11 protein-coding genes are annotated in these 15,787 nt (G+C 72.5%); 4 read left to right on the plus strand and 7 right to left on the minus strand.

From position 1 onward, the window contains the following. Positions 1-13: 13 nt before the first annotated feature. From ACZ6MA_RS07005 to ACZ6MA_RS07015, 3 genes are all read right to left on the minus strand, one after another. Entirely contained in the window at positions 14-5,419 is a 5,406-nt protein-coding gene (locus ACZ6MA_RS07005; protein ID WP_469431701.1) for a type I polyketide synthase, read from the minus strand. Between the two features lie 212 nt (positions 5,420-5,631). Next, positions 5,632-6,855, minus strand: a complete 1,224-nt coding sequence (locus tag ACZ6MA_RS07010; RefSeq protein ID WP_469431702.1) for a hypothetical protein — start codon at positions 6,853-6,855, stop codon at positions 5,632-5,634. Positions 6,856-7,154: 299 nt separating this feature from the next. After that, positions 7,155-7,349: a hypothetical protein gene (locus ACZ6MA_RS07015; protein ID WP_469431703.1), complete on the minus strand. Its 195-nt coding sequence runs from the start codon at positions 7,347-7,349 to the stop codon at positions 7,155-7,157. A gap of 370 nt (positions 7,350-7,719) precedes the next feature. Between ACZ6MA_RS07015 and ACZ6MA_RS07020 the strand changes: the two genes are divergently transcribed. Further along, positions 7,720-8,910, plus strand: coding sequence for a CapA family protein (locus ACZ6MA_RS07020; protein WP_469431705.1), 1,191 nt, complete (start codon positions 7,720-7,722; stop codon positions 8,908-8,910). Positions 8,911-8,923: 13 nt separating this feature from the next. Here the strand turns inward: ACZ6MA_RS07020 and ACZ6MA_RS07025 are convergent, their stop codons facing one another. Both ACZ6MA_RS07025 and ligD read right to left on the minus strand, forming a co-directional pair. Then, a complete protein-coding gene (locus ACZ6MA_RS07025) occupies positions 8,924-9,310 on the minus strand; it encodes an SH3 domain-containing protein (protein WP_469431706.1) in 387 nt (128 codons plus the stop codon). 116 nt (positions 9,311-9,426) lie between these two features. Beyond that, entirely contained in the window at positions 9,427-10,431 is a 1,005-nt protein-coding gene (gene ligD / locus ACZ6MA_RS07030; RefSeq protein ID WP_469431708.1) for a non-homologous end-joining DNA ligase, read from the minus strand. A 77-nt stretch (positions 10,432-10,508) separates the two neighbouring features. Here ligD and ACZ6MA_RS07035 point away from each other — a divergent pair, with 77 nt between their 5' ends. Further along, positions 10,509-11,570: an ATP-dependent DNA ligase gene (locus ACZ6MA_RS07035; RefSeq protein ID WP_469431710.1), complete on the plus strand. Its 1,062-nt coding sequence runs from the start codon at positions 10,509-10,511 to the stop codon at positions 11,568-11,570. Positions 11,571-11,585: 15 nt separating this feature from the next. Here ACZ6MA_RS07035 and ACZ6MA_RS07040 read toward each other — a convergent pair whose 3' ends face one another. Next, the gene (locus tag ACZ6MA_RS07040) at positions 11,586-11,903 is read right to left on the minus strand and encodes a hypothetical protein (protein ID WP_469431712.1); all 318 of its coding nucleotides are present in this window, start codon (positions 11,901-11,903) and stop codon (positions 11,586-11,588) included. Between the two features lie 84 nt (positions 11,904-11,987). Between ACZ6MA_RS07040 and ACZ6MA_RS07045 the strand changes: the two genes are divergently transcribed. Together ACZ6MA_RS07045 and ACZ6MA_RS07050 are read left to right on the plus strand one after the other, a co-directional pair. Next, on the plus strand, positions 11,988-12,392 hold the full coding sequence (locus ACZ6MA_RS07045; protein ID WP_469431713.1) for a VOC family protein: 405 nt from the start codon (positions 11,988-11,990) through the stop codon (positions 12,390-12,392). Between the two features lie 173 nt (positions 12,393-12,565). After that, on the plus strand, positions 12,566-13,669 hold the full coding sequence (locus tag ACZ6MA_RS07050) for a glycoside hydrolase family 6 protein (protein WP_469431714.1): 1,104 nt from the start codon (positions 12,566-12,568) through the stop codon (positions 13,667-13,669). A gap of 179 nt (positions 13,670-13,848) precedes the next feature. Here the strand turns inward: ACZ6MA_RS07050 and glxA are convergent, their stop codons facing one another. Continuing rightward, the gene (glxA, locus tag ACZ6MA_RS07055) at positions 13,849-15,786 is read right to left on the minus strand and encodes a radical copper oxidase GlxA (RefSeq protein WP_469432268.1); all 1,938 of its coding nucleotides are present in this window, start codon (positions 15,784-15,786) and stop codon (positions 13,849-13,851) included. Position 15,787 lies beyond the last annotated feature (1 nt).

Genomic DNA, 15,787 nt, shown 5'->3' on the forward strand with positions numbered 1-15,787 from the left:
GGCGCGGTGGCGGTCATGTGGTCGCTCCTTCCGTCGCGTCGGCCGGTCGCGGGGAATCGCTGCGGGCGGGGGCGTCGGCAGCGGCGGTGAACCCCATCCGGTCCAGGACCGAGGTCGCGATGGCGGCGGCGTTCGGCCGGATCCACATCACCTCCGGTCCGATCACGATCCGCAGTGTGCGGTTGAGCAGGTTCTGCAGTTGGACGGCTGCCATCGAGTCCAGACCGACGAGGAGCAGGCTGGTGGTCGGGGTGATGGGCCGGTCGGTGATGTGCATGATTTCGCGTACGCACGCGATGATGTGCTGTTCGATGAGGTGTTGGCGCTGTGGGAGGGTGGTCGCGGCCAGCACCGCGTCGAGCACTTCACTGCCGTCTTGGTGGGAGATCGTGGTCCGCAGTTCGGTGAACAGGGCGCTGCGAGCCGCGTCGGGGTACGGGCGCAGCCACTGGTCCAGGTCGACTGGTGTGTAGCCGCTGTGCACGGGGTTGAGGTGGATCAGCCGTCGCAGGGCGTCGATACCGTCGGTGGGGCTGATGAGTGACAGGCCCCGCTCGTCCATGTGCTGTCCCCGGCCGATCTCGCTCCATGCGCCCCACTGGATGCTCGTGGCCGCGAGGCCGTGTTGACGGCGCCAGGCGGTGAACGTGTCGAGCCACGTGTTCGCGGCGGCGTACGCCGCCTGCCCGGGTGAGCCCAGCAACGCGGCGGCGGAGGAGTAGTTCACCCAGAAGTCCAGGTCGAGGCCGAGATCTTGGGTGGCGAGGTGCAAGGCCCACGCTCCTTCGGCCTTGCCGCGCCAGACTCGGGCGATCAGCTCGGGGGTGAGCGTCGCCAGCGTGGCGTCCTCCACCACCGCGGCGGTGTGGATGATGCCCCGCAGGTGCGGGCCGGCGGTTACGGCACGGCGAGCGGTCATCGGGTCGGCTATGTCACCGAGGACCACGGTGATGATGGTGCCGTCGGCGCGCAGCTCGTCCAGGCGACGTTCGGCCTCCCGGGTGGGGCCGGTCCGTCCGCAGAGCACGACGTGCCCGGCCCCCTGCTCACCGAGCCACCGCGCCGCCGCCATACCCAGCGCGCCCAATCCTCCGGTCACCAGATAGGTGCCGTTCCGGCGCACGGCCGGCGGATCGCCCTCGCCCGGCTCGCCCGCGGTCACGACGGCCGGTGCCCCGGGGGGCGGGCCGGTGCGCAGGCGAGCCACGTACCGTGCGCCGTCGCGCCGGGTGACTTCGGTAGGCACACGCGGGGTGGCCAGCAGATCGTGTGCCAGGACGACCGGGTCGGTGGTGTCACCGGTGTGGATCAGGCCGGGGATGAGGTGCGGGTACTCGTAGGCGGCGGTCCGCAGCATGCCGCTCAGGCCGCCCGTGGTGAGCGATCCGGTGCCCGGGCCGGATGCCACGGCCCAGACACGGGGGGGCTGCGGCAGTCCGGCGGCCAGCGGGAGCATCGTGGCCAGCCGGGTCACGTGGGAGCGCGCGATCGCGGCGGGCTCGTCCGCCTCGCCGGTCGGTTGCCCGTCGGCCAGGAGCGCCACTCCGGCCCAGGTGTGCTGTCCGTGGGGGCCCGGTTTCCGCAGGGCCGCGGCGACGTCGGTCCGGAACGTGTCCGGGTCGCCGGAGCTCACCACAAGACAGGCGTCGACCCCCGGGTACTCGGTCAGGGCTTCGGCTGTCGCGGCGCCCCAGGGGTGGTGCTGGTTCGCGATCAGCAGCCATCGACCGGGCGATACGGCATCTCCCGTCGTCCCGGTGCGGTCGCCGGGCTCGGGAACCGGTAGCGGGGCGGAAGCCCAAGTGTGGTGCAGCAGGCGCCGTTCGAACCGCTCGGCCGGGGTGATGACGTTCACGATGCGAAGGTCGTCGATCTCGGCGGTGACCGTCCCGTCCGTGGTGGTGAGGACCGCGGACGCCACGCATTCCCCCACGTTCACCCGGGTGACTTCGATGTGCGCCTTCCGGGTATGGCCGGTGGGGGCGTGGACACGGATCTCGCCGATGCCGGAAACCATCACCGGGCCCGCTTCGGTGGCGTGCCGGAACAGCCACACCGCAGCGATCGCGTGGATGACGCTGTCCAGCAGGACGGGATGGACCGCGAACCTCCCCGCCGCCATGCGCGCCGGTTCCGGGATGTGGACCGATGCGATCGCACGGTGGCCGTCCCGGTGCAGCAGGACGTGGTCGAGCCCCTGGAAGGACTCCCCGTGGAGGACCCGGTGTCGTTCACGGAAGCACCGGTAGACCTCCTCGGGCCTGCGGTCCTCCCATTCGGCGCTGTCCGCGGCGGGGACGTCCGGCGGGGGCCCGGGGGCACGGGTGAGTCGCTCCACGATGCCGGAGGCGTGGGTCAAGGGTCCTTGGTCGGACCGCGAGAGCACCACCGCCCGGCCACTGGTGTCGCCCTCGCGCGTGAGGGTGGTGGTCACGACTGGTTCCGGGTCGAGCACCAGCGGCGCGGACAGGGTGAGTCGGGACAGGGTGACCCGCGGGGTACCGAAGAGCGATACCGCGGCGGCGAGCATCATTTCCGCGATCCCGGCGCCGGGCATGACCGGCACACCGGCCACCTGGTGGTCGGCCAGCCACGGCACCCGCTTGGGGCCGAGTGGGGTCTGCCAGAGGGCGCGGTCCGGAGCGTGCGGGTCCTGAACGTGGCCGCCGAGCAGCGCGTGCTGAGTGGCGCCCACCAAGGTGGGGTACACCAGCGCGTGCGGTGGCTCGTCGGTATCCCAGCTCTTGCGGTTCCACGCGGTCGGCGGCAGTTCGACGAGTGCGCCGGTCCCGTAGCGGCGGGCCCAGTCGACCGTCGCGCCCGCACAGTACGCGGTGAGCAGGCTGGTGAGGAACGCGTGTTCCCCAGGGGCGTCCCGGTAGAGGGTGCCGAGCGTCACCGCGTCACCCACCCCGGTCCGGGCGGCGGTGTCGGCGACCGGCCGCACCCCGGTCGGGTGGGGCGAGCATTCGACCATCAGGCGGTGTCCCGCCTCGAACGCCGCACGACAGGCGTCGGCGAACCGAACCGGCTTGCGGATGTTGTCCGCCCAATAGTCCGCGTCCAGGATCCCCGGCTCCGGGTCAACGGTGGAGAAGAACCGCACCCGGGGCGGCCGCGGGGAAAGATCCGCCAGGACGGTGCGCAGCTCGTCGAGCAGAGGATCGACATGTGCGCAGTGGGAGGCGACTTCCACCCGCACCGGGGCGGCGATCCGCCCCTGTGCGGTCCACCGCGCGACCATCTCGTCGATCTGGGCGGCGTCGCCGGACACGACGGTCGACTCCGGGGAGGCGATCACGGCCACCGACACCCGGTCGGCGTGCGCTGCCGCCAGGTCTTCGGCGACCTTCTCGGCCGGGAGCCGGACCGATGCCATCGCACCACCCGGCAGGGTGGACAGCAGCTTCGAGCGGCGGCAGATCACGGCGGTCCCGTCGCTGAGGGACAACGCTCCGGCGACCACCGCGGCGGCGACCTCGCCCATCGAATGCCCGATCACGCCGCTGGGGCGGATTCCCCACGATCGCCACATCCGCGTCAGGGCCAGCTGGATCGCGAACAGCGTGGGCTGCACCCGGGCCATGCCGGCCATCTCCTCCGGGTGCGTGATCATGCTCCGGACCGAGAATCCGCTCTCCGCGCGGATCAGCGGCTCCAACTCGTCGATGACGGCGGTGAACTCGGGATTCCCGTCAAGCAGGTCCTGGCACATCCCGGCCCATTGCGATCCGTGCCCTGTGTAGACGAACACCGGGCCGGGGTGGTCATCGGGAAGGATCACGTCTCCGGTGACCACCCGGCTGTCGTCCACGTTCTCCCCGAGACTCCGTGCGGCGTGCACCAGTTGGTCCAGGTCGGTGGCGATGAGGCCGGCCCGGCACGGGCCATGCTGGCGGCGCATGGAGAGCGTGTGCGCGAGGTCCCCCGCCGACACCGGCAGCGCGCTGCCGTCCGGGTCGAGGACCGTTGGACCGGTTTCCAGCCAGTCGGCCAGCCCGGTCGCGTTGGCACGCACCACGGTCCGCGACAACGACGACAGCGGATACACGACCGCCGCCGGCTGCCCGCCGGCCCGGTCGGGGACGCGCGCCCGCGCTGCCGAACGTGTCACCGGTCGGCCCGTGGGGACCTGTTCGAGGATGACGTGCCCGTTGGTGCCGACGATGCCGTACGAGGACACCGCTGCGAGTCTCGTCCCCTCCGGAACCGGCCAGGGGGTCAGCTCGGTCGGCACGAACAGCCGTGATCCCTCCCCCCGCTCGATCTGGGGGTTCCACTCCCGGAAGTTGCGGTTCGGGGGGACCCGACCGTGGCGCAGGGCCTGTACCGCCTTGATCGTGCCCGCGATGCCGGAGACGGGTTCGGTATGCCCGATGTTGCTCTTGACCGATCCCAGCGCGCATCCACCGATCCCGTGCCCGTAGACGGCGTCGAGCGACTGGAATTCGATGGGATCACCGACCACCGTTCCCGGCCCGTGCGCTTCCACCAGGCCCACGTGTGCGGGGTCGATCCCGGCGAGATCCACCACGGACCGGAACAACGCCTCCTGTGACGGTGCCGACGGAGCGGTGAACCGCCCGGACTGCCCGTCGTTGTTCACCGCGGACCCGCGGATGACCGCGAGCACGTGGTCACCGTCCCGGCGCGCGTCGACGAGCCGCTTCAGCAGCAGCATGCCCGCGCCTTCACCGCGGACGTACCCGTCCGCGCCGGAGTCGAACGGGCGGCTCTGTCCGTGGGGTGACAGCAGCAGACGGGACTCCGCCAGGTGCGTCTGCGGAAGGATCATCAGCATCGACGCGCCCGCCAACGCCAGGTCGCAGTCGCCGAGGGTCAGGTGCGAGCAGGCCAGGTCCATCGCGACCATGCCCGATGAGCAGTGCGTGCCGACGGCGAGGGCGGGGCCCCGTAGGTCCAGGCCGAACGCGACGCGCCCGGCCAGAGTCGCGATGAGGTTCCCGGCCAGGTACGTCAGACCCAGCGTGTTCTCCGGCGACCTCGTCTCGCGGACGAGGTTGTCCGTTATGTACGCGCCCACGTACACACCGGTGCGGGTACCGCGCATCCGGTCGTGCGGGATACCGGCGTGGGCCACCGCCTCCCACGCCACTTCCAGCAGGATGCGGACCTGCGGATCGACCGCCGCGGCTTCCGTCGGCGCGACCGAGAACGCCTCCGGTTCCCACGCCCGCACGTCGCCCTCCACGAAGCATGCCCGCCTGTTCCGGTCGACCAACTCCGGGGCCTGGTAGATCGCGATGCCGGCCGCGTCCCACCGATCCGACGGGATCGGTGTGGCGGTGTCACGGCCGGAGAGCATCAGATCCCACAACCCCGCCGGGGAGCGGACACCACCGGGCAGGCGGCAGCCCATTCCGATGATCGCGATGGGCTCCGCACTCGATGCCGACATCTCGCCACCCCCGCCTATTAGGCGATCGCCGTGCCGGGTCTTTCTCCCTTGCGGACAGTTGGAGCCGAACCGGCCACGCTGTCAATCCGCGCGGCAAGGAGCACGTGGAGCACTCCGGTCCCCGATACCGGACAGGCGCGCAGCCGGTGCTTCGACGCGTTTCCCCGCGCGCCGGTCCGCAAGGCCGCGGCGCCGACGAAACCGTGCAGGTCCTAGCCCGCGACCGGCCGGGGGGACACCTCCTCCGTCAACCGCGCCCGTACATCCGCCGTGGCGTCGACACTGTCCGGCATCTGCTCCCACAGGGCGAGCAGGGCGGGTGCCAGCCGGTGGGCCCGCTCCCCGCTGTGCTGCCAGCAGTAGTGGGCCCGCTTCAGCGCGGCCAGCGCCTCGGTGTCGGCCGGCCCGCCCCGGGCGAGCCGGTTCGCGGCGGCCGACATCCACAGCTCGGCGGCGCGCGGGTGGTCGCCCGCGAGCCGGGCGAGGTCGGCGCGCACCTCGATCCACAGCCGGGCCTCGGCGCTGTCCGGGCCGTGCCGGCGCAGCGTCTGCTGTTCCCACGCGGCGGCCATGTTCGCGGCCTCGTTGTGCCGGCCGGCGTGGGCGGCGGCGAGGATGCGCGGCAGCGGGTCGTCGTCGGGCTCGGCGGTGGGCTCGGGGAGCGGGCGCGCCGGGGGCGCGGTGTCGACGGGCGCCGGGGAGCCGAAGCCGGGCACCGGCGGCACGGGGGCGGGGCGCCGGACCACGGGGGTACCGGACGGGTTGGTGAGGACGGGGCCGAACGCACCGTCCTGGAAGGCCACGGCGCGCTCGGGAAGGGGGGCCTGGGCGAGGGCCTGGTGGTGGACGTGGGCGGGGTCGAGCGTGGGCCCGGCGGTGGGGTGGCCGGTGCGCAGGGCCGTCAGGAAGGCACGGGTGTACGGGCCGGCCTCCAGGGGCGCCTTGGGCGCGGCGGGGGTGACGACGCCACAGGCCGGGACGCCCGCCGCGAGCTGCCCTTCGCGGGCGGCGGCGGCCACGTGCGGCAGGGCGTGGGCATCGGCTTCCGCGTCGATGACGAGCAGGGTGGGGCCGAGGTGGTCGCGCAGGGTGCGGGTGAGCCATTCCCAGGGCAGTCCGGTGTAGCGGACGGTGGCGGGGGTGCTTTCCCGCAGGGCCAGGTGCAGTTCGGTACTGCGGCGGGCCGGGATCATGAGGTGGCCGGTGACCCAGACCAGCAGCGGTCCGGTACCGGTGACGGCGTGCTGGAGGTAGGCCAGGACGCTCTGGGGGCCCGCCATCGCGGGAAGCTGGACCACGTCGGCGGACGCGGCGGCGAGGAATCCGCGGGGGTTGGCCCCGGCGATGGCGTGCGCGGTGGGGTTGGGCGACGCCCCCCGTCGTCTGTCCGGGGTGCCGTCCAGCAACAGGACACAACCATGAGCGGGGTGGTTCACTGCGCGCTTCCTTCCGGCTGATGCGGGTCCCGTGCCGGGCACGGCGGGCACGGGCTGCCCCTGTGGCTTGGTGCTGGGGTCGGGTGCCGGGGTCACCGCGCGCGGTGACCCCGTGCGCCGTCACCGGCGTCAGGGGCGGGGCCGGGCCCCGCCCCTGGTGACGTCCGGTATCTCCCCGTCGGCGGTGCCCGGTGGCGGGCGCCGGGTGAGCCGGGCCCCACGCGTCCGACGGCCCCGTCGCCGGGTGGCGCGGCGGGGCTGCCCGGGCGGCCGGACGGCCACCGGGCCGGCGGGGGGCTTCAGGACCACTTCCGCGCGCCGGGGCGGCCCCGGCGCTCCTCGGTGCGGATCCGGCGCTCCTCGGCGGCCTTCCGCACGCCTTCGGCCCGGCGCTCCGCGTAGCCGTTGGGTTCCACGACGTGGAAGCACTGGCCGCAGACATAGCCCCCTTCGGGGCCTTCGATCACCGGGTTCAGGCAGTCTTTGCACAGCATCGCGGCAGCATTCGTCTGGGGGATGTCGGTGCCGTCCATTATTTCCCGGCCGCGCCGCAGTTGTTGCACGACCAGCCGCCGTCGGAGCCCTGGATCACGGGCGCGCCACAGTGTGTACAGTTCACCGGTTTCCCCTCCCCCGCTCGCCATCATGGCACCCGGCCGGGCCGGCCGGAAGCGTGACCGGCGCGGCCGTTCGGCGCCGGGTGGTCTTCGCGCCCCGGTGCGCGCCCGTGCGCCCGTGGTCGGCGCCTTCCCGTTCGGTGCGCTTCCGCCGCCCCTTGTCCCCGACTCGCCCAAGTCGCACAGAGATGCACCAATAAGTCGTATAAGGCGTGCAGCTCAGCGTCGACGGAGCGGGAGTCGGAGCATGGGGACATTCGGAGGCAGGGCCGCCGTGGCGGCGCTGGGGATAGCGCTCGCCGTGGCACCGGGGTGCGCGCCGGGCGGGGACGCCGACGGCCGGGCGGCGGCCCGGGGGCCGGGGGTCACCCAGGCGGCGCGGGGGCAGCGGGGATTCACCCTGCTGGCCTCGGGTGACGTACTGCCGCACGATGCGATCATCCGGCAGTCGCGGCGGGACGGGGACCGTTCGGGGACCGGGTACGACTTCCGGCCCATGTTCGCCGGGGTGAAGGACATCGTCTCCGGCGCCGACGTGGCGATCTGTCATATGGAGACGGTGTACGGGGAGCCGTCGGGCCCCTTCAGCGGCTGGCCGGCGTTCGTCTCACCGCCGCAGGTCGCGCGGGCGCTGAAGGAAACGGGCTACGACTCCTGTTCCACGGCCTCCAACCACACCCTGGACGCCGGGAGCGCGGGCGTGCGCCGGACGCTGGACGCGATGGACGTGGTGGGGCTGCGGCACACCGGCTCCGCCCGCTCGGCGGCGGAGGGCGCCCGGGTGAACCTGCTGCGCGCGGGGCCGGCGAAAGTCGCCCATCTGTCCTACACCTACGGCACGAACGACATCCCCGTACCGGAGGGCAGCCCCTGGGCGGTCAATCTGCTCGACGAGGACCGCGTCGTGCGGGACGCCCGGGCCGCCCGGAGGGCCGGTGCCGATGTCGTCGCGGTCTCCCTGCACTGGGGCACGGAGTGGCAGCGGGACCCGGACGAGCGGCAGCTCACGCTGGCCAAGCGGCTCACCGCGGCCCGCACGGGCGGGCGTCCGGACATCGACGTCATCCTCGGCACCCACAACCACGTGCCGCAGGCCTACGAGAAGGTGGGCGGCACCTGGGTGGTGTACGGGATGGGCGACCAGCTCGCGGGCGAGATGTTCAATCCCCGCGGGGTCCCCGACGGGCGGGGCAACCAGAGTTCCCTCGCCCGCTTCACGTTCGCCCCGCCCGGGCGGGCGGGTGGGCGCTGGACGGTGACGAAGGCCGAGTTCCTGCCCCAGCTCACGGACCAGGGTCCGCCGTTCCGGGTGATCGCTCTGGACCGGGCGGTCCGGGAGCAGCCGTCGCGGTCGGACCTCGCCGACGCCCGGGAGCAGATCCGCGAGGCGGTGCTGTCCCGGGGGGCGGCGAAGGACGGCCTGACGATGGGCCGGTGACGGGCCGGTGACGTCAGCCCATGGCGGCGCGGGTCGCGGGGGCGGCGTCGAGGGCGCTGCGGTTGACGTTCTTACAGAGGGGGACGGCACCGACCGTGCCGACGTACTTCGCGGCGACCCAGGTGGGCCGGGCCCGCAGGAGGTACCAGTACTCGTTGCCGCCGATGTTCTGCGCCCGGACCTTGCAGCGCAGGCCGACGGGGGCCCGGTGCTTCAGCGGGTGGCCCGCCACCTTGGAGTCGATGCTCGGGTAGGCGCGCTCGTTGACCCCCGAAGCGGCCATGACCGTGCCGTTCGCCGCCACCGGCGTCGGCGCCGACTGGGCCGGTGCGACGGCCAGCAGCGGGATGGCGAGGGCGGCGGCCGCGAGCACGCCACGGATGGCGAGTGTCCTGGACATGGGAACTCCCTGCAGTGCGAAGTGGATAACGCAATGCCCAGTTTCCGCACGCGATGTCCCGCTAAACCGGACGAAAGAATTCCGCTCCTTCCGGGTGATCGGCCGTCCGGGTGGCCTCATTTCTTGGCGCGGCTCGGCTGGACCCGCTTGGGTTCGCCCTTCATCTTCGGGTGCTCCGGCGGGTACGGCAGATCGCCCAGGTCGTGTTCGCGCTCGTCGCGGTCGGCCAGTTCGAGCGCGGCCTCCAGGCCGTAGGCGTGCTCGTCCATGTCGGCGTGCACATCGCCCGCCTCGGCGAACCGGGCGGGCATGGTGGCCAGGTCGAAGTCCTCGGGCACGGCGCTGGGGACCTCCTCCCACCGCAGCGGTGCGGAGACCGGGGCGTGCGGGCGCGGTCGTACGGAGTAGGCGCTGGCGATGGTGCGGTCGCGGGCCGTCTGGTTGTAGTCCACGAAGATCTTGGCGCCCCGCTCCTCCTTCCACCAGGCGGTGGTGATCCGCTCCGGTGCCCGCCGCTCCAGCTCCCGGGCGACGGCGATGGCCGCGCGCCGCACCTGGACGAAGGTCCAGCGCGGGGCGATGGGGACGAAGACGTGCAGCCCCCGGCCGCCGGAGGTCTTGGGCCAGCCCACCAGGCCCAGCCCGTCGAGCACGTCCCGCAGTTCGAGGGCGGCGCGGACCGCGTCGGCGTAGCCCGTGCCGGGCTGGGGGTCGAGGTCGATGCGCAGCTCGTCGGGGTGCTCGGTGTCGTCGCGCCGCACCGGCCAGGGGTGGAAGGTGAGACAGCCGAGGTTGGCCGCCCACAGTACGGCCGCGGTCTCGGTGGGGCAGATCTCGTCGGCGTGACGGCCGCTGGGGAAGGAGATCCGGCCGGTGGGGATCCACTCCGGGAGGTTCTTGGGCGCCCTCTTCTGGAAGAACGACTCCCCCTCCACGCCGTCGGGGTACCGCTCCAAGGTGGTGGGCCGGTTCCTGAGGGCGCGCAGGATGCCGTCGCCGACGCTCAGGTAGTAGTGGGCGAGGTCGGCCTTGGTGAACCCCCGCTGGGGGAAGTAGACCTTCTCCGGGTGGGACACCCGCACCGTCCGCCCGCCGACGGTGAGCTCCAGCGAATCTGCCATACCGTCACGCTAGGCCGCACGGGCGCGCGCCGCCCGTCGGCGGGCGCGCGGGCCGTCGCGCCCGCACAATCAAGATCATGGACCTTCCGGTGATGCCTCCGGTGCGGCCGATGCTGGCGAAGTCGGCGGCGGCCATCCCGCCGGGCATGAGTTACGAGGCCAAGTGGGACGGCTTCCGAGCCATCGTCTTCCGCGACGGCGAGGAGATCGAACTCGGCAGCCGCTCGGGCAAGCCGCTGACCCGCTACTTCCCCGAACTCGTGGGCGGCCTGCGGGAACAGCTGCCGCCGCGCTGTGTGCTGGACGGCGAGATCGTCATCGTCCGGGGCGGACGGCTGGACTTCGACGCCCTGCTGGAGCGCATTCATCCGGCCGATTCCCGGGTGCGCCACCTGGCGGAGACCACCCCCGCGAGCTTCGTGGCGTTCGATCTGCTGGCCCTCGGCGAGGAGTCGCTGCTCCAGACGGCGCAGCGCGACCGCCGGGCCGCGCTGGAGGAGGCGCTGCGCGACGCGGCCGACCCGCTCTTCGTCGCGCCCGTCACCGACGACCTCGACGTGGCACGAGCCTGGTTCGAGCGGTTCGAGGGCGCGGGCCTGGACGGGGTCGTCGCCAAGCCCCCCGGGCTGCCCTACCGGCCGGGCGAGCGGGTCATGGTGAAGGTGAAGCACGAGCGCACCGCCGACTGCGTGGTCGCGGGCCTGCGGCTGCACAAGAGCGGACCGGTCGTCGGTTCGCTGCTCCTCGGTCTGCACGACGACGCGGGCCGGCTCCAGCACGTCGGGGTCTGCGCGTCCTTCCCCATGCGCCGCCGCCGGGAGTTGATGGACGAACTGGAGCCGCTGCGGATGTCTTCCGTCGAGGGCCACCCCTGGGAACAGTGGGCCAGCGAGGAGGCGCAGGCCGCCGACCGGTTGCCCGGCGGCCCGAGCCGGTGGACGGGCAAGAAGGACCTGTCGTGGATCCCGCTGCGCCCGGAGCGGGTCTGCGAGGTCGCCTACGACCACATGCAGGGCGACCGTTTCCGCCACACCGCCCAGTTCCGCCGCTGGCGTCCCGACCGGGAGCCGGACGGGTGCACGTACGCGCAGTTGGAGGAACCGGTCCACTACGACCTGGCGGAGGTGCTCGGCGGATGAGTCGGCCGCGTTTCGTCAGGCGCCCGTCGGGGCCGCCCTGCCGCCCGCGACGGGGGTGACCCGACCGGTCCAGACCCCGGGCTCCGGGGAGGGATCCCACACCACGTCGACGTCGGCCGCGTGGGCGTCGCGGGCGAGTCCCACCACCACGACCGCCGCGGCGGCCCGCGCCTTGTCCGGGCCGGCGTCGACCGGAACGCCCGCCAGCCGCCCGCAGACCGTCCCGCCTTCCACGGTGCGAACACGGTGGCGCCAGCCTTCCGGCGTCGCCAGGAGGACGATGGCCTTCGGCATGCCGAAGGAAGGCCGCTTCTTCTCCCGCTGACGTCTCATGGAGCCATTCCACACCGCGGGAGGCGGGAATCGGTACGTGGTTTACCATCCCCGTTCCGAGCCAGCGTGGAGAGGAGCCGGAACATGATGGGTGCCAAGCAGGTCAAGGTGGGGTTACGGGTCCGGGATCTGCGGGCTTCGGGTGATCTCTACCTGCGGCTGGGTTTCCGCGAGATCCCCAACGACGAACAACCCCACCTGCGTTACCTGACCTTCGGTCACACCTGGCTGATCCTTTCGGACCTGCACGCCCACGAGTACAACCGGCCCGAGGAGGGCCAGGCGGTCAAAGCCGGCCCGCTGGGGCTCGGTTTCGCGCTGGCCCTTCCGACGCCGGATCTGGACGCCGTGTACGGCCTGTGGCGACGCGAAGGGCTCCCCGTCCTGAGTGAGCCGGAGGACACGGCTTGGGCCCGGATCTTCGTGGGCCGGGACCCGGACGGCTACGAGGTGGTGTTCGAGCAGTTCCACGACGAGTACCGGCCCTGACCGGGAACGTGCCTGACGACCAGTCGGCGGACCGGGCACGCGCCGGTGCCGCACCGCCGGCTGGAGCACGGTGCTGCCCGTTCGGCGCAGTACCAGGCGACCTGACGACCCGACACATGTAAGCGTGGAGGAACGGACGAGGACCATGTGAAGAAGGCGGAAGGGTGGAGTTCATGCCCAGGGCACAGACAACCCGCTTCATCACCGGAGCCCGGCGCGGCGCCGTCCTGTTCGCGTGTGCGTGCGGCGTGTGCCTGCCGTCCTGTGACGGCCGGGCGGTCGCGGTGAGCGCCACCGACGGCCCCGACTCCCCGTTCTGGGTGGAGCCCACGGGCCGGGCGGCACGCCAGGTGCGGGCCTGGCAGGAACGCGGCCGGGAACTGGACGCGGCGGTGCTCCGGCGCATCGCCGACCAGCCGACGGCCGTATGGATGCCCGGTGACGGCAACGACCCGAAGGAACGGGTGGAGCAGGTCACCCGACAGGCCGAGGAGGCGGGCCGGGTCCCGGTCCTGGTGGCCTACAACATCCCGCACCGGGACTGCGGCCAGTACTCCTCCGGGGGCGCGAAGGACGCGAAGGACTACCGGGCCTGGCTGGCCTCGGCCGCGGCGGGCATCGCCGAACGCCGGGCGTGGGTGGTGCTGGAACCCGACGCCATCGCCCAGTGGGCGTCGGGCTGTGTGCCCCAGGAGGTGGCGAAGGAGCGGCTCGGGCTGCTGGGCGAGGCCGTACGGAAGTTCAAGTCCAATCCGCGTACCTCGGTGTACGTCGATGCCGGCAACCCCGGCTGGATCTCCGATCAGCGGCTCCTGGCCGGTGCGTTGGAGCTGGCGGGGGTGTCGCAGGCCGACGGGTTCGCGCTGAACGTCTCCAACTTCCACACCACCGCCGTGAACCGCGAGTACGGCGACAAGCTCTCGGACCTGCTGGGCGGGGCGCACTACATCATCGACACCAGTCGCAATGGCAACGGCCCGCTGCCTCCGGACCAGGACAAGGCCACCGGTGGCAACGGTTCGGAGTCGTGGTGCAATCCCCCGGGCCGGGCTCTGGGCGCCGCGCCCACGACGGTCACGGGGGCGCCGCGCGTCGACGCCTTCGTCTGGGTCAAACGCCCCGGCGAGTCGGACGGCACCTGCCGGGGCGCCCCACCGGCCGGCCACTGGTGGGCCGACTACGCGCTGAAACTCGCGCTCGAGCCCAGTCCGCCGGCGCGGCCGACAGCACCCCCGACTCCGGCCGTTCCGGCGCCGCCGCCGGCGCCGTCGAAATAGCGGGTGCCGCGCCCGCGCCGCCGCTGCGCGGCGGTGTCCTCAAGCGCCGGACGGGCTGATTTTCAGCCCGTCCGGCGCTTGAGGACGCGCCCGCAGGGCGCCCGCCGCCGCAGGCGGCAACGACGGCCCGCGGCCAAAAGACGGCCCGCGCCCAAAGACCCGCACAGGCCAAGTGCCGCTCAACGCACCCGTACCCAAGCCGCCTCGGACGGTGTGCCGTCCCGGTCGGTCAGGAAGACCATGTACCAGCCGGCCGGTACCAGGGACGGGTCCTTCGGGATGGTCACGGACAGGCCGTCGGCCCGGGCCGTCGCCTCCAGGGCGATCGAGCGCTGCTCGACATCGGTGGCGTGGGTGACCGCGCTCGGACGCATCAGCCGCACCGCCGCCACCTTGCCGGGGGCGGGCGTGGGGAGGGTGACGGATCCGCCGCGTTCGGCCTGGATCGGTCCCGTGCGCAGGGTGGGGCGCTTGTCGCGGTAGAGGTACGGCGGGGTGTAGACCTCGATGCGCTGCTCGAACCTGCCGGGCCGGCTGTCGTCCTCGTCGGCGAAGAGCGGATTGGAGCCGAACACCGCGATCCGCCCGTCGGGCAGCAGCAGCGCCTCGGAATGGTAGTCGCGGCCCACGGTGGGGGCCGCCGCGACGTCGAACGTCTTCGACCGGGGGTTGTAGAACTGGGCGCCCAGGATGTCGGATCCCCGCTTGCCGCGGTAGTCGCGTGAGCCGCCGGTGGTGAAGACCTTGTCGTCGGGGGTGAGCACGGCGTTGAGGTAGCGGGTGCCGACCGGCAGTTCGGGGCCGGAGGCGAACGCGGGCTTCGCGGCCTTCAGGTCCGCCACCGCGGTGCGTGGGGTGGCCTCGTGGGACTCCCCCACCCCGCCGCCGCCCAGGATCATCACCTTCTGTTCCTGGGCCGGCGGCAGCAGCACCGACGCGGAGGTCTCGGTGAGTTCGGGGTCCCGCAGTCCGGGGACGGGGGTGAAGGTGTTCTTCTCCACGTCCCACACGCCCGGCCTGCGGCCCTTGTCGGCCGGGCCGTACCCGGCGTTGGAGCCGGAGTAGAAGAGCTTGCCGCCCTTGGTGAGGAACAGCGCGGGGTAGGTGGGGAAGTACTGCCGCGGCGCCGGTCCCCAGGTGCGGGACTTCGGGTCGTAGATCTCGTTCTTGCCCGGGATGATCTCGCCCATGTCGTCCAGGCCCGAGACGGCCAGCACCCGGCCGTCCTTCAAGGTCACCAGGGTCGGGTACCAGCGGGCCTCGTCCATGGGGTCGACGGTCACGTACCGCTCGGTGACGGGGTCGAACTCGTAGGCCTCCTTGAGGCCTTGGAAGTCCTTCTTGTCCAGCCCCAGCTTCGTCGCCAGGCCGTAGACCGTCTGGGTGTCCTTGCCCCGCAGCCCCTTGATCCGGTACTGGTCGGCGGTGTTGGCGATGCCCGCCTCCCCCTCGACGTCGGACTCCACGTACACCCGGGCCTGGGACGCGCTGACCCGGACCTTCTTCGGGGTGTCCTCGGTCTCCTCGATCACCGTCTTCGTCGCGCGCGGCACCAGCACCGGCAGCTGCGAGCGGTACCGCTTGCCGGTCGAGCCCTCGAAGACGGTGCCCGCGGGGAGGGTACGGGGCTTGTCGGGGTCCTCGTTCTTCACCATCATCCCGCCGCCCGCGCGCGTCACGTCGCCGGTCAGCTTCTCGTAGCGCGCGGTGCCGCCCGCCACCAGCAGCTTTCCGTCGGGCAGCTGCGCGTGGCCCGCGCAGAACATGTCCTTGGGGGTGTCGATCTCCTTGAACGTGTCGTTCCGCGGGTCCCACAGCACGCTCTGGAAGGTGCCCGCCTTGAAGTTCTTCTCGTCGTTGCCCGAGCCCGCGATGAGCAGCACCTTGCCGGTGTGCAGCAGGGCCGCGTGGATCGCGTTGATCCTGAACTTCTCGGGGACGTCCACCAGGTCCCAGTGCCCGTAACGGGCCTTGTAGGACGCCTGGTTGATGGTGTACTCGTGCCAGGCCCGCTCCGCGAACCCGGCCGCGGCCGGGGCGTTCGCGGCGACGAGCGCCGCCACCGCCACCGCGCCCAGCGCCGCCTTGCGCGTCCTCGTCCTCGGGTAGACCTTCACC

The sequence above is a fragment of the Streptomyces sp. NPDC042259 genome (assembly GCF_055582085.1).